At 67.5% G+C, this 14,464-nt stretch carries 14 protein-coding genes; 10 read left to right on the top strand and 4 right to left on the bottom strand.

Features of this window, described 5'->3' with window-relative positions:
• Positions 1 to 5 precede the first annotated feature (5 nt).
• The 9 genes from Q4G14_RS04615 (at position 6) to Q4G14_RS04575 (ending at position 8,929) form a co-directional block, all read left to right on the top strand.
• On the top strand, positions 6 to 485 hold the full coding sequence (locus Q4G14_RS04615) for an urease accessory protein UreE (protein WP_303360560.1): 480 nt from the start codon (positions 6 to 8) through the stop codon (positions 483 to 485).
• On the top strand, positions 457 to 1,137 hold the full coding sequence (locus Q4G14_RS04610) for an urease accessory protein UreF (protein ID WP_303360559.1): 681 nt from the start codon (positions 457 to 459) through the stop codon (positions 1,135 to 1,137). Before Q4G14_RS04615 ends, Q4G14_RS04610 begins: the two co-directional genes overlap by 29 nt.
• A complete protein-coding gene (ureG, locus tag Q4G14_RS04605) occupies positions 1,134 to 1,754 on the top strand; it encodes an urease accessory protein UreG (RefSeq protein ID WP_303360558.1) in 621 nt (206 codons plus the stop codon). The genes Q4G14_RS04610 and ureG overlap by 4 nt, the downstream gene beginning before the upstream one ends.
• A gap of 233 nt (positions 1,755 to 1,987) precedes the next feature.
• A complete protein-coding gene (gene urtA, locus Q4G14_RS04600; protein ID WP_303360557.1) occupies positions 1,988 to 3,271 on the top strand; it encodes an urea ABC transporter substrate-binding protein in 1,284 nt (427 codons plus the stop codon).
• Between the two features lie 57 nt (positions 3,272 to 3,328).
• A complete protein-coding gene (gene urtB, locus Q4G14_RS04595; protein WP_303360556.1) occupies positions 3,329 to 5,242 on the top strand; it encodes an urea ABC transporter permease subunit UrtB in 1,914 nt (637 codons plus the stop codon).
• Between the two features lie 3 nt (positions 5,243 to 5,245).
• Positions 5,246 to 6,469: an urea ABC transporter permease subunit UrtC gene (urtC, locus tag Q4G14_RS04590; protein WP_303360555.1), complete on the top strand. Its 1,224-nt coding sequence runs from the start codon at positions 5,246 to 5,248 to the stop codon at positions 6,467 to 6,469.
• Positions 6,466 to 7,206: an urea ABC transporter ATP-binding protein UrtD gene (gene urtD / locus Q4G14_RS04585; RefSeq protein WP_303360554.1), complete on the top strand. Its 741-nt coding sequence runs from the start codon at positions 6,466 to 6,468 to the stop codon at positions 7,204 to 7,206. Before urtC ends, urtD begins: the two co-directional genes overlap by 4 nt.
• A gap of 3 nt (positions 7,207 to 7,209) precedes the next feature.
• The gene (urtE, locus tag Q4G14_RS04580) at positions 7,210 to 7,917 is read left to right on the top strand and encodes an urea ABC transporter ATP-binding subunit UrtE (RefSeq protein WP_303360553.1); all 708 of its coding nucleotides are present in this window, start codon (positions 7,210 to 7,212) and stop codon (positions 7,915 to 7,917) included.
• A gap of 55 nt (positions 7,918 to 7,972) precedes the next feature.
• Positions 7,973 to 8,929 carry an acetamidase/formamidase family protein gene (locus tag Q4G14_RS04575; protein WP_303360552.1) on the top strand — a complete coding sequence of 319 codons (957 nt, stop codon included), beginning with the start codon at positions 7,973 to 7,975 and terminating at the stop codon, positions 8,927 to 8,929.
• A 152-nt stretch (positions 8,930 to 9,081) separates the two neighbouring features.
• Here the strand turns inward: Q4G14_RS04575 and aroQ are convergent, their stop codons facing one another.
• The 4 genes from aroQ to Q4G14_RS04555 all read right to left on the bottom strand — a co-directional run bounded on the left by aroQ (position 9,082) and on the right by Q4G14_RS04555 (position 13,431).
• A complete protein-coding gene (gene aroQ, locus Q4G14_RS04570; protein WP_303360551.1) occupies positions 9,082 to 9,522 on the bottom strand; it encodes a type II 3-dehydroquinate dehydratase in 441 nt (146 codons plus the stop codon).
• Positions 9,523 to 9,540: 18 nt separating this feature from the next.
• On the bottom strand, positions 9,541 to 10,353 hold the full coding sequence (locus Q4G14_RS04565) for a 3'(2'),5'-bisphosphate nucleotidase CysQ (protein ID WP_303360550.1): 813 nt from the start codon (positions 10,351 to 10,353) through the stop codon (positions 9,541 to 9,543).
• Positions 10,346 to 11,698, bottom strand: a complete 1,353-nt coding sequence (locus tag Q4G14_RS04560; RefSeq protein WP_303360549.1) for a TldD/PmbA family protein — start codon at positions 11,696 to 11,698, stop codon at positions 10,346 to 10,348. The genes Q4G14_RS04565 and Q4G14_RS04560 overlap by 8 nt, the downstream gene beginning before the upstream one ends.
• Positions 11,699 to 11,802: 104 nt before the next feature.
• Positions 11,803 to 13,431: a DUF2125 domain-containing protein gene (locus tag Q4G14_RS04555; RefSeq protein WP_303360548.1), complete on the bottom strand. Its 1,629-nt coding sequence runs from the start codon at positions 13,429 to 13,431 to the stop codon at positions 11,803 to 11,805.
• An 80-nt stretch (positions 13,432 to 13,511) separates the two neighbouring features.
• On the opposite strand from Q4G14_RS04555, the gene Q4G14_RS04550 reads away from it, so the two are divergent.
• Positions 13,512 to 14,126, top strand: coding sequence for an enoyl-CoA hydratase/isomerase family protein (locus Q4G14_RS04550; protein WP_303360547.1), 615 nt, complete (start codon positions 13,512 to 13,514; stop codon positions 14,124 to 14,126).
• Positions 14,127 to 14,464 lie beyond the last annotated feature (338 nt).

Here is a 14,464-nt window from a genome sequence, read left to right as displayed (position 1 = left end):
TGGTGATGACCCAGACCGCGAAAACTGTAACGAACCCCGTCGATCTGGGGGTGGCCGACAGCGTGCTGCCCCCGGATCATGGCCGCGAGGTGGCGGGCCGGGTGGTGCTGGATTACGACGCCCGCTGCCTGCGCCGCAAACGCCTGACCACCGACAGCGGCGCGGCCTTTATGGTCGATCTGCCGCAGACGGTCAGCCTGTCGGGCGGTATGGCGCTGGCCCTGACCGATGGCCGCGCCATCGAGGTGGCCGAGGCTTACGAGCCGGTTTTGCACATCACCGGCGATCTGTTGCGGCTGGCATGGCATATCGGCAACCGCCATTGCCCGTGCCAGATCGGAACAGATCATCTGGTGATCCGCGCCGATCCGGTGCTGGAACAGATGGTGCTGCAACTGGGGGGCAGCGTCACGCGCAGCTTTGCGCCGTTTTGCCCCGAGGGCGGGGCCTATGGCCATGGCCGCACCTTTGGCCACAGCCACTGACGCCGCCACTGACGCCGCCGGGTCGGCCCGGCTGCTGGCGGTGCAACTGCTGTCGCCTGCCTTTCCGACCGGGGCGTTCGCCTATGCGCAGGGGCTGGAATGGGCGATGGATCAGGGCATGATCCGGGATGCGGACGGGCTGGCGTGCTGGCTGGGCGATGTGCTGGCCCATGGGGCGGGCTGGTCGGATGCGGTGATCCTGTCGCTGGCGCTGCGCCCCGGGGCCGATCATGCCGCGCTGGACGATCTGGCCCGCGCGCTGTGCCTGTCGTCGGAACGGCTGACGGATACGCTGGAACAAGGCGCGGCCTTTGCCCGCACTGCGGCGGCTCTGACCGGCGCGCCCGCCTCTGCCGCTGCGCTGCCGGTGGCGGTGGGGCGCGCGCTGTCGGGCCAGCCGCTGCCGCGGGCCGAGGTGATCGCGCTGTATCTGCACGGGCAGGCGCTGAACCTGACGCTGGCGGCGGTGCGATACCTGCCGCTGGGGGCGGATCAGGGGCAGGCGCTGCTGCACGGGCTTGGCCCGGCGATCCTGCACCTGTCCGCCCGCGCGGCGGATGCGGGCGAATCCGATCTGGGCACCTGCGCCATTGGTGCCGAAATTGCGCAGATGCGCCATGAAACCATGCAAACAAGGATCTTTCGGACATGAGCAATGGCCCCTTGCGTGTCGGCATCGGCGGCCCCGTCGGTGCGGGCAAGACGACGCTGACCATCGAACTGGCCCGCCTGCTGGCCCCGCGCCTGTCGATGGCGGTCATCACCAACGACATCTACACCCGCGAAGACGCCGAGGCCGTCACCCGCGCGCAGGTTCTGCCCTCGGACCGGGTGCGCGGGGTTGAAACCGGCGGCTGTCCGCATACCGCCATCCGCGAGGACGCCAGTATCAACCTTGCCGCCGTCGCCGATCTGAGCGCGGCGCATCCTGATCTTGACCTGATCCTGATCGAATCGGGCGGCGACAATCTGGCCGCGACCTTTTCGCCGGAACTGGCCGATCTGACGATCTATGTGATCGACACCGCCGCCGGGCAGGATATTCCGCGCAAACGCGGCCCCGGTCTGGCGCGATCCGATCTGCTGGTGGTGAACAAGACCGATCTGGCGCCGCATGTCGGCGTGGATGCCGCACTGCTGGAATCGGATGCCCGCGAATCGCGCGCGGGGCGGGCGGTGGTCATGGCGGCGCTGCGCCACGGGCAGGGCGTGGCCGCGATTGCGGATTTCATCGCCGTTCAGGGCGGGCTGGTGCTGGCCCCGGCGTGACGGTTTTGCTTAATCGCAGGGCAGCGCGGCCCGCTGCCGCCCCGCAAACGGGCAGCCGGCGTCCGGCGGGGCCGAAACGCCCGCGCAGCATTGCCGCCGCTGCCCGCCCCGGTTTTTCTGCATATGCGAAGGCCGCGACAGGCGGCTGCCACGGTTAAACAAAACGCCGCGCACAGACTGCGCCGCGCCGGTTCCGGCAGCGGGTGGACCCATGCGGCCTGAAAGGGAACAAGATGCGGAAAGCAAGGGCAATTCTGGGCGGCTCGGCCATGGCGCTGGTGCTGGCGGGCGCGGCACTGGCCGATGACGGCACCATCAAGATCGGCGTGCTGCATTCGCTGTCCGGCACGATGGCGATTTCCGAAACCACGCTGAAGGATACCGTCCTGATGCTGGTGGAACAGCAAAACGCCAAAGGCGGCGTTCTGGGCAGGCAGATCGAGGCGGTGGTCGTCGATCCCGCCTCGGACTGGCCGCTGTTCGCCGAAAAAGCGCGCGAGCTGATTTCCGATCAGGGCGTGGATGCCATCTTTGGCTGCTGGACCAGCGTCAGCCGCAAGGCGGTGCTGCCGGTGGTCGAGGAACTGAACGGCCTGCTGTTCTATCCCGTGCAATACGAGGGCGAGGAATCGTCGAAAAACGTCATCTATACCGGCGCGGCCCCGAACCAGCAGGCGATCCCGGCGGTGGATTACATGGCCGATGAGCTGGGCGTGGAAAAATGGGCGCTGCTGGGCACCGATTATGTCTATCCGCGCACCACGAACACGATTCTGGAAAGCTATCTGGCGGGCAAGGGCGTCGCTGGCGGCGATATTTTCGTGAACTATACCCCCTTTGGGCATTCTGACTGGTCGCGGATCGTGGCGGATGTGGTTGCGCTGGGGCGCGACGGCAAGCGGGTGGGCGTGGTGTCCACCATCAACGGCGATGCGAATGTCGGCTTTTACAAGGAACTGGCGGCGGCGGGTATCAGCGCCGATGACATCCCCGTCATGGCCTTTTCCGTCGGCGAAGAGGAACTGTCGGGGCTGGATACCGCCAATCTTGTCGGCCATCTGGCGGCGTGGAACTATTTCGAAAGCGCCGACACGCCCGAAAACGCCGCCTTCATTCAGGGCTGGCAGCAGTTTACCGGCGATGCAAGCCGCGTGACCAACGACCCGATGGAGGCGACGATGATCGGCTTTCAGGCGTGGGTCGCGGCGGTGGAAAAGGCCGGCACCACCGACACCGATGCGGTGCTGGATGCCATCGTCGGGGTCGAGGTGCCCAACCTGACCGGCGGCACCGCCACCGTGCTGCCCAACCACCACCTGACCAAGCCGGTGCTGATCGGTGAAATCCGCGAGGACGGCCAGTTCGATATCGTCAGCCAGACCGACCCGGTTCCGGGCGATGCCTGGACCGATTACCTGCCTGCCTCGGCCGTGCTGACCTCGGACTGGCCGGGCAAGGGCTGTGGCATGTGGAACAGCCAGACCGAAAGCTGCGTGCAGATTCAGTCGAATTATTGACGCGATGCGGGGCGGCCCTGCGCCGCCCCGATGAATGGCTGGACGGGGGCGAAACCTATGCGACATGTTCTGTTCTGTTTTCTGGTGATGATCGCAGCGTGGTCTGCTGCCCCTGCTCAGTCACAGGATCTGGGCGCGGTGATCGACCGGCACCGCGACCAGATCGCCAATCCCTCGCGCCAGACCATCGCCCCGGTGATCGAGGCGCTGGCCGAGACCGGGCCGCAGGGGGCGGCTCTGCTGGCGGCATGGGCCGACCGGCGGCTGGGGCAGGCCGATGACGGGCGGCTGGTCATTATTCAGGGCGATGTGCTGCGCGATGCCGTGACCGGGGCAGAGGTGCCGGGGCAGGCCCGTGCGCTGCGGCCCAATTCAGGCGTGCGGGGGCTGATCGCCGGGGCGCTGGTGGCCGGGCAGATCGCCGATCCCGACCCGGCCCGCCGCGCGGCTGCGCTGGATGCCATCGCCCGCGACGGCAATGCCGATCATCTGGCGGCGCTGCGCGCGGCCCCGCCCGACCCCGACCCGGAACTGGCCGCCCGCAAGCTGCGGCTGGAACGGCTGCTGACCATCCGCTTTGACCCCGACAGCGCCGCGCGGGTGGCGGCCATCGGGGATCTGTCCGGCTCGACCGGGGCTGATTTTCAGGGGGCGCTGAATCCGCTGCTGGCCACCACCCGCTTTGCCGGGCTGACCTTGCCGCAGGGGGCCAATATCGCCCGCAGCCTGACGCCGGGCGACGATCTTGCGCGCGATGAAGCCTATGCGCTGCTGGTGCGTGGCGGTCTGGCGCAGGCCCCGCTGAGCGGCGCGGATCAAAAGGCGGCGCTGGCGGCGCAGATCCGCGACGGTATGGTGGGGGGCGTGCCCTTGGCCGATCTGTCCGACCCGGCGGCCCGCGACCGCGCCTGGTCCGCGCTGGAGCGTCAGGGCCTTGTGCCGCTGGCCGCCACCACGGACGAGGTGGACGCCGCGCTGGCCCGCCACGTCTTTGCCGACATCTATGCCGAACCCGACCCGGCCGTGACCGCAGCCGCGCAATCGGCGCTGAATGCCATCGCGCTGCGCCAGAATGCGCTGACCGGCGTGGATCTGGCGCTGGATGCGCTGTCGCTGGCCTCGATCTATTTTCTGGCGGCCATCGGTCTGGCGATCACCTTTGGGGTGATGGGCGTCATCAACATGGCGCATGGCGAATTCATCATGATGGGCGCCTATACCGGCTATGTCGTGCAGGGGCTGATTTCCGACCGCACGCTGTCGCTGATCGTGGCGCTGCCGGCGGCTTTCGCGGTGACATTCGCCGCCGGGGTGGTGCTGTATCTGCTGGTGATCCGCCATCTGGCCCGCCGCCCGCTGGAAACGCTGCTGGCCACCTTCGGGGTGTCGATTGCGCTGCAACAGCTGGCCAAGAACATCTTTGGCACGCAGGCCCGCCCGCTGACCGCGCCCGACTGGCTGCAAGGCTCGGTCGGGTGGGGGGAAATCGTCGGCATCTCGTCCATCCGGGTGGCGATCTTTGTGCTGGCGCTGATCTTTCTGGCGCTGTTTCTGTTCATCATGCGCCGCACCCGGCTGGGGCTGGAGGTGCGGGCCGTCACCCAGAACCCCGGCATGGCCGCCAGCATGGGCATCAATCCGGGGCGTATCGCCATGATGACCTTTGGCCTTGGTTCGGGCATCGCCGGGATCGCGGGCGTGGCCATCGGCCTGTTCGCGCAGGTCACGTCGGAACTGGGGCAGGGCTATATCGTGCAATCCTTCATGACCGTGGTGGTCGGCGGCGTCGGCAATATCTGGGGCACGCTGGCGGGTGCTGCGCTGATCGGCGGGCTGCAAAAGGGCATCGAGGTTCTGAACCCGGCCAATACGCTGGCCGCGCAGACGTGGATGATCCTGTTCATCATCATCTTTATCCAGTTCCGGCCGCGCGGCATCATGCCGCAAAAGGGCCGCGCCGCCGAGGTGTAAGCCATGCTGATCCGCAAATACCCCGCCCTTCTGGCCGCGCTGGTCCTGCTGGCGCTGTTCACGCTGGCCGCCACCCTGATGTCCGAGGCCTATGGCTCGGGCGCTATCCCCACATCCATGGTCAAGACGCTGGGCAAGACCCTGTGCCTTGCGCTGGCGGCACTGGCGATGGATCTGGTCTGGGGCTATGCCGGTATCCTGTCGCTGGGCCACATGGCGTTTTTCGCCCTTGGCGGCTATATGATCGGCATGTGGCTGATGTATGCCCGCACCGGGGAAATCGTCGCCGCCACGCTGGCCAACTCGCCCATCCCGGCCAGTGCCGAAGAAATCCGCCAGGGCATCGCCGGGCAGGTGTTCGGCGTGGTCGGATCGACGGAACTGCCGTGGACATGGGCCTTTGCGGGCAGCCTGCCGATGCAATTGCTGCTGGTGCTGGCGGTGCCGGGGGTGTTCGCGTTCCTGTTTGGCTGGCTGGCCTTCCGGTCGCGCGTCAACGGGGTTTACCTGTCGATCCTGACCCAGGCGATGACGCTGGCCCTTGCGCTGTGGCTGTTTCAGAACGACAGCGGCTTTCGCGGCAATAACGGGCTGTCGGGCCTGCAAAACATCCCCGGCCTGACCGATCAGCCGCAGGCGGTGATCTCGGTCTGGTTTCTGTGGGCCTCGGCCGTGGCGCTGGCACTGGGTTTCGTGCTGGCCACAGGGCTGACGCGGGGCAAGTTCGGCAGCGTGATCCGCGCCATCCGCGACGATGAAAGCCGGGTGCGCTTTCTGGGTTATTCGGTCGAAACCTACAAGCTGACCATCTTTACCCTGACCGTCATGATCTGCGCCATCGCCGGGGCGCTGTATTACCCGCAGGCGGGCATCATCAACCCGGCGGAACTGATGCCGATCGCCTCGATCTATCTGGCGGTCTGGGTCGCCATCGGCGGGCGCGGGCGGATTTATGGCGCGGTGGCCGGGGCCATCGTGGTGTCGCTGCTGTCAAGCTGGTTCACCGGCGGGCGGGCACCCGATCTGGACCTTGGCTTTTACCGCATCCAGTGGATCGACTGGTGGCAGGTGCTGCTGGGGCTGGGCTTTGTCTGCGTGACGCTGTTCGCGCCGCGCGGGCTGTCGTCGGTCTTTGACCTGCTGGCCGGGATGCGCCGCCCCGACCGGCACGGGCGCGATCTTGGCCCCGACCTTGGCGCCTTGCAGGAAAAGGAGGCCCAGCCATGACCGCATTGCTGGAAGTTTCGGGCGTGTCGAAAACCTTTGACGGGTTCCGCGCCATCAACAACCTGTCCTTTGAAATCGGCCCCGCCGAATTGCGCGCGGTGATCGGCCCCAATGGCGCGGGCAAGACCACCTTCATGGACATCGTGACCGGCAAGACCCGCCCCGACAGCGGCGATGTGCTGTGGGGCGAAAACTCGGTCTCGCTGCTGAAACTGTCCGAGGCGCAGATCGCCCGCGCCGGGATCGGCCGCAAGTTCCAGCGCCCCACCGTGTTCGAGGATCAGTCGGTCCACGACAACCTGACCATGGCCCTGCGCGCCCCGCGCGGCCCGCTGGCGGTGCTGCGCTGGCGCCCCGATGCCACCAGCCACGCGCGCGTCGCCGAACTGGCGGCCGAGGTCGGCCTGGCCGACCATCTGCACCGCAAGGCGGGCGAGCTGTCGCACGGCCAGAAACAATGGCTGGAAATCGGAATGCTGCTGGCGCAGGAACCGCGCCTGCTGCTGGTCGATGAACCCGCCGCCGGAATGACCGTGGCCGAACGCGAGGCGACCACCGCGCTGCTGTCCCGGCTGGCGCAGACCCGCGCCGTGGTGGTGGTCGAACATGATATGGAATTCGTGCGCCGCCTGAACTGCCGCGTCACCGTGCTGCATCAGGGCAGCGTGCTGGCCGAAGGCTCGCTGGACCATGTGTCCGCCAATCCTGACGTGATCGAAGTTTATCTGGGGCGCTGAGCGATGATCGAGGCTGAAAACGTCACCCTTCACTATGGCGGCTCGCAGATCCTGCACGAGGTGTCGCTGACGGCGACACCGGGGCAGGTGACATGTGTCATGGGCAATAACGGCGTCGGCAAGACCAGCCTGCTGAACCTGCTGGCCGGGCGGCATCCCCGCTCGGGCGGGGAATTGCGGCTGATGGGCGAACGCCTTGGCCGCGTCACCGCACAAGAGATGGCGCGCCGCGGCGTCGCCTATGTGCCGCAGGGCCGCGCGATCTTTCCCATGCTCAGCGTGCGCGAGAATCTGGAAACCGGCTTTGGCTGCCTGCCGCGCGGGGCGCGCAAGGTGCCCGATGCGATCTATGACAGCTTTCCGGTGCTGGCCGATATGGCCCACCGGCGCGGCGGCGACCTGTCGGGCGGGCAGCAACAGCAACTGGCCATCGCCCGTGCGCTGGTGATCCGCCCCAGGGTGCTGCTGATGGACGAACCGACCGAGGGCATCCAGCCCAACATCATCGCCCAGATCGGCCGCGTCATCGCCGCGCTGCGCGATCAGGGCGAAATGGCCGTGGTGCTGGTCGAACAATATTTCGACTTTGCATGGGATCTGGGCGACAGCTTTACCGTGCTGGAACGCGGCAAGGTGCTGCTGCAAGGGGCGCGGGGCAGCGTGGCGCGGTCCGATGTCCACGCGCTGCTGGCCGGTTTTGCCGCCGCCTGACGGCTGACATGGCGCATCCGTTGCGCTAGGCTGGCCGCAGCAAGGGGGGAACATCATGTGCAAGGCCTGCGATTACACCATCCACGGCGCGCAGCATCACTTTGGCTGGGATAACACGATTGCCCCGGTGCTGCGGGTCGATCCGGGGCAGACGATCCGCTTCGAATGCCAGGACAGTTCCGGCGGCCAGTTCCGCCCCGGCTCGACCGTGGCCGATGTCGCAACGCTGGATTTCGGCCGCGTGAACCCGGTGAACGGCCCGGTCTGGGTCGAGGGCGCGCAGCCCGGCGACGCGCTGAAAATCACGCTGGACGCCTTTCAGCCGCGCAACACGGACGGTGGCTTTGGCTGGACGGCGAATATCCCCGGCTTTGGCCTGCTGGCCGACCAGTTCCCCGATCCGGCGCTGCATGTCTGGCGCTATGACCCGGCCAGCATGGCCCCGGCGCTGTTCGGCGACCATGCGCGGGTGCCGCTGAAACCCTTTGCCGGAACCATCGGCGTGGCCCCGGCGGAACCGGGGCTGCATTCGGTGGTGCCGCCCCGCCGGATGGGCGGCAACCTCGACATCCGCGATCTGGCCGCCGGCGCGACCCTCTATCTGCCGGTCGAGGTCGAAGGCGCGCTGTTTTCCATCGGCGACACCCATGCCGCCCAGGGCGATGGCGAGGTCTGCGGCACCGCGATCGAGGCCCCGATGGACGCCGTGCTGACCCTCGATCTGGTCAAGGGCGCCAACCTGAAAACCCCGCGCTTCACCACCCCCGGCCCCGTCACCCGGCATCTGGACGCCGCAGGATACGAGGTCACGACCGGCATCGGTCCCGACCTGATGACAGCGGCGCGCGACGCGGTGGCGGCCATGGTCGATCACCTCGGCGCCACGCGCGGGCTGGCGGCGGTCGATGCCTATATGCTGTGTTCCGTCTGCGGCGACCTGCGCATCTCGGAAATCGTCGATATGCCGAACTGGGTGGTCAGCTTCTATTTCCCCCGCATCGTCTTCGACTGATCCCGACACAGCGGCACGCCCGCATCTTTGGTCCGGAAATATCCTGGGGGGTGAGGAGGGTCAGGAAAAGGTCCAGTGGACCTTTTCCCCGACGAACGCCCGGCCCTTGGGCCGGGCTGGGGGGTAAAACCCCCGGCCTTGGGGCGCAAACCTTACCGCTGCCCCAACAGCGCCGCCAGCCGCGCCACCGCGAATTGATAGCCCTGCACCCCGCACCCGGCGATCACCGCATCGGCGCGACCGCTGACATAAGAATGATGCCGGAACGCTTCGCGCTTGTGGATATTGCTGATGTGAACCTCGATCACCGGCCCGTCAAAGCTGTTCAGCGCATCCAGAACCGCGACCGAGGTATGCGTCCATGCGCCGGGGTTGATGATGATTCCGTCCGCCGCGCCATCGCAGGCGGCGTGGATGCGGTCGATCATCTGGCCTTCGTGATTGGTCTGGAAACAGTCGGCGGACAGGCCCAGAACCTTGGCCGCATCGCGGCACATCTCTTCGACCTGGGGCAGGGTGGTGGCGCCGTAAATCTCGGGCTGGCGCTTGCCCAGACGGTTCAGGTTGGGACCGTTCAGGATCAGGATATTCATGCGTGTCGCCTCCTCGTGTCAGCGCCGTTCTAGCCCGCTTTGGGCCAGGGCGTCCATGATCTGCCCGTGCAGGCGCGGGGCCGCGATCACCAGCCCGTCCACCATCGCGCCCTGATTGTTGAACCGCATCTGCCCGCCGTGCCGGTCCGACACCGCACAGCCCGCGCGCTGCGCGATCAGCGCACCGGCGGCGATGTCCCATTCCCAGGCGGGGCGCAGCGACAGGGCTGCGTCAAAGCGCCCCTCGGCCGCCAGACACAGCCGCCACGCCAGAGACGAGCGGAACTCGCGCCGAAAACCCGGCACCTGACCGCCGCGCCAATGCTGCGGGTCCATACTGGGGCGCGAGGTCAGGATGCGCGCGCCCTCGATCCCGTGGTCGCGCGGCGCAATGGGCTGGCCGTTCAGCAGCGCGGGGCCAGCGGCGGTGGCGATATAGGTCAGCCCGCGCAAGGGCAGATGCACCACTGCCGCCGTCACCTGCCCGCCGGTGGCGACGGCCAGCGAATGGGCGAAGTCCTTTTGTCCGTCGATAAAGGCGCGGGTGCCGTCGATCGGGTCGATGATGAACACCTGCCGCGCCTCCAGCCGCGCCGGTTCCTGCTCGTCCTCCTCGGACAGCCAGCCATAGCCGGGGCGGGCGGCGCGCAGCACTGATGACAGGTGATCGTTGACGGCCAGATCGGCCTCGGTCACGGGGCCGGCATCGCCGCCCTTGTCCCAGACCTGCGGGCTTTGCCCCCAAAAGCGGCGGGCGATCTGCCCCGCTGCCTGCGCGGCCTGTTCCAGCAGCGCCAGATCGGCGCTGTCGTCGCGCGCGCCCTCAGGCACCGGCCACCGTCATGCCCTGAACCAGCAGGCTGGGCACGCGCAGGCTGCGCCAGTCCTCGGCATCGTTGGCGGGGCGGATCGTCATCAGCATGTCGCGCAGATTGCCCGCGATGGTGCATTCGTTCACCGGATAGGCGATGCGACCGTTTTCCACCCAGAACCCGGCGGCCCCGCGCGAATAATCGCCCGTGGTCGCATTCACCGAGGCCCCCAGCATCGAGGTCACGATCAGCCCGCGCCCCATCTGCGCGATCAGGTCGTCGGGGCTGTCAGCGCCCTGCGTCAGCGCCATGTTCCCCGGCGAGGGCGACGGCGGCGAGGTCATCCCCCGCGCCGCCGATGCGGTGCTGGGCAGGCCCAGCTTGCGCCCGGTGGCCAGATCCAGCAGCCAGCCGCGCAGCACGCCATCGGCGACGATGGCCCGGCGCGCGGTCGGCAACCCCTCGGCGTCGAACAGGCGCGAGCCGGGATAGCGCGGCAGATGCGGGTTTTCGGTCAGGTCCAGACCGGCGGGCAGCACGGGTTCGTCCATGGCGCGCAGCAGCCAGCTGGCCCCGCGCGAAATGGCGGTGCCGTTGATCGCGGCCAGCAGATGCCCGATCAGCCCGCCCGCCACCCGGCGATCATAGAGGATCGGAAAGGCCCCCGTCGGCGGCTTGCGCGATCCGGCGCGGGCCAGCGTGCGCGTGGCGGCCAGATCGCCGATCCATTCCGGGTCGGGCAGATCGGCGGCCCAGACCCGGCCTTCGCCGGCGTAATCACGCTCCATCCCCAGACCTTCGCCGGTGATCGCCACCGCCGATATGCCGTGCGATGTGCGGCTGTATCCGCCGCTGAACCCGTTGGTCGCCGCCAGATGAAAATCGCGGCGCGAAAAGCTGGCATTGGCGGCCTCGACCTGGGTGATGCCGCTATGGGCCAGTGCCGCCGCTTCGGCGCGCAGGGCCAGTTCGGCCAGCGTGTCGGGGCTGGGGTCGGGGGCGGTATCGGCCAGTTCCAGCGCGCGGGCATCGCGCAGGGGGGCCAGTTGATCGGGGTCGGCCAGCCCGGCGTAATCATCGACCGGGGCCTCTTGCGCCATGGCGACGGCGCGTTCGGCCATCTGCCGGATCGTGTCATCCGACAGGTCCGAGGCCGACACGCTGGCCTGACGCCCGCCGATCAGCACCCGCAGGCCGATTTCCGTGCCCTCGGCCCGTTCGGCATGTTCCAGCGCCCCGCCGCGCACATCGACCGACACCGACTGCCCGCGCACCGCCATGGCATCGGCCTGTTCGGCCCCCGCCCGCCGCGCGGCTGTCAGCAAAGCGCCCGTCAGCCGATCCAGTTCTGCCTGATCCGTCATTCGTCCCGCCATATGCCTGCTGTCCGATACGCAAAGGGCCGGGATGCGACACCCGGCCCGGCCCGCCCGCCGCCCGCGTTCACGGGCGGCCTGTGCGGGTTTGCTTATTGCATCTGCTGCCCGTTCGCAAAGACCGAGCCATCCTCGCGCATTTCGATATGGGTTTCCAGCGCGTCATCCTGACCGGCGACGGGCTTGGCAAAGATCATCAGCATCATCCGCGCGCCCGCGACCTGTTCCTGCGGGATCAGGCCAAGGGTGGCCAGCCGGTCGATCAGCGTATTCACGCCGGTAAAGCTGCCCTCGATATTGCCGACGGGCTGGCTGAAATCGCCGTCGGGGCCTGCGGTCAGTTCGCCCTTGACGTCTGCCGTGGCGCCAATGGCGCGCAGCGCGATCTGGTTCAGCGCCAGTTTCACCGGCTGGAACGGCACGGCCTCGTCTTGCAGGGCTTCCAGTTCGGCCAGTTGTTCGGCGCTCAGTTCGGTGGCGTCGCCCTGCGGCGTGGTGGCCGCGATCATGCGCTGTTCGAATTCCGGGTCCATCAGGTCGCGCGTGACCATCAGATCGCCCGAGACATCCACCGTCAGGCTGGCCGGATCGCGCGGCAGTTGCGCGGTCGGATCGAACAGGCCCCAGATCGCATCGCCCAGGGTCAGACCTTCCAGCGCGTATTTCACGCTGAAGGGCTGCGCCGTATCCGATTGCATCACCGGCAGCGTCACGTCAAAGCTTTGCGGCCCGACAGCATAGGACATGGGGAAGGGCATGGTGCTGATCGTCAGATCCACCGCGGCGGATTCGGCATTGCCGCGATAGCTGACGGCCTGACTGTTCATGCTGACAGCCAGCGCGCCCTTGCCGGCGGTAAAGTTGATATTGCCCGACTGGTCGGCGCCGTCTTCGTCCTGACCCGAGAAATCGACCGAGCCTTCGTAGCCGGCAAAGGTCAGGTCGCCGGTCAGTTCCGCACCTGCGCGCAGCGCCGCGTTCATGGCTTTGCCCATGTCGTGATCGCCTGCGGGCATGTTCAGCGTGCCGGTGCCGGTCATTTCCTTCACCGCCAGATCGGCCTTGATATGGCCGGCCGGCTGCCCGTCGCTTTCGGGGATGGCGCTGTCGATGTTAAGCGTGGCCCCGGCGCTGGTCATGTTATAGTCGGATTGCGTGCCGGTGGCCGGGGTGCCGCTGGTGTTATAGCTGCCCCTGGTGTCGGTCACGGCGAAATTCACCGGCACTTCGTTCCCTTTCGGGTCGCGCATGGTGATGGTGCCGCTCATCTCGGGATAGTTCAGGTTGTGGTTCATCGCCTCGGGCGTGCCCGACGTCACCATCTCGTTGCCCGGCATGGTCAGGCTCAGCGTGATGGGCGTGCCCTGATTCCCCTCGGGGTCGGGGGCTTTCAGTTCGCCGGTCCAGTCGCCTTCGAAAACGGTGCGCACATTGCCGTCGCCGGTGGTGGACAGCACCACGCGCGGGATTTGCAGCGTGAATTCAGCCTGCGCCTGCCCTTCGTCCACGGGCATCGGCATCATGTTGCTGCCATCAATGGTCACATCGCTGATGGTCAGCGTGTCACCGGCCTGTTCGCGGCTGCCTTCGTTCAGGCTCAGGCCGCTTTCGCGATACTGCTGGACAAGGGCATCCCAGACCTGAACCGGGGTGACTTCGGCGAAAACGGGGGCTGCCGCAACAATCAGCGCGGCGGTCGAGGTTGAAAGAAGACGGATCATACCTGATACCTTTCCGGGACATTCGGCAAAATTCGCAAGAGTGATGGCATAATGACCGCCCAAGGAAAAGGAGCAAATCCGTGATCCACTGCACCGAAACCGAGGGTCTGGCGATTTTGACCATCGACCGGCAGGACAAGGCCAATTCGCTGACCCGCGCTATGCTGCGGGATCTGACCGGGCATCTGGTGCGCATCGCCGACCGGCCCGATCCGGTGCGGGCGGTGATCTTGACCGGGGCAGGCAAGGTGTTTTCCGCCGGGGCCGACATCGACGAGGCCCGCGCCGGGCTGGCCATCGCCCCCGAATGGGAGGCGCTGTCGGGGCAGGTGGCGGCCATGCCCTGCCTGACGATTGCAGCCCTGAACGGCACGCTGGCGGGCGGAGCCTTTGGCATGGTGCTGGCCTGCGATCTGCGCGTGGCGGTGCCGGGGGCGCGGTTCTTTTACCCGGTGATGCGGCTGGGGTTTCTGCCGCAGCCCAGCGATCCGGGGCGGATGGCGCGGCTGATCGGGCCGTCGCGCACGCGGATGATCCTGATGGCGGGCGCGCGGATCGAATCGCCCGAGGCGCTGTCCTGGGGGCTGATCGACCGCATCAGCGACGATCCGCTGGGTCAGGCGCGCGAACTGGCGGCCGATTGCCTGACCGCCAGCGCCCGCCACGTCGCCGCGATCAAGGCGATGACGGAATAGGGCGCCACGCGGCCATCCCGAGGCCGCGCCAAAGGGGCGCCCGGCCTTTGCGGCGGGTGACGCAACACCACCGCGCGCGGCATAAGGCGCGCGGCGCAACGCCGGGCGGGTTACGACCAGCATTTGCAGGGCTTCGGGCCGCACAACCCATGCACAGCCTGTGCACAGAGCGTACACAAGCTGTGCACAGCCGGGGCGGATTTTCCGGGTTTGAACCGCAGAGCGGGCTGACCCGGCGATCCTGCACGGCGACGACACACCACCACCCGCCGGACGCCGCATCAGCGCGGCAATGGCGGCGGGTGCGGTTATCAGGAACGAGACCCGCCAGCCTTCGA

This window comes from Paracoccus sp. (in: a-proteobacteria) (assembly GCF_030538755.1).
Taxonomy (GTDB): Bacteria; Pseudomonadota; Alphaproteobacteria; order Rhodobacterales; family Rhodobacteraceae; genus Paracoccus.
The sequence above is the reverse complement of the archived record's forward strand: the minus strand, read 5'-3'. Positions and strand labels throughout refer to the sequence as shown.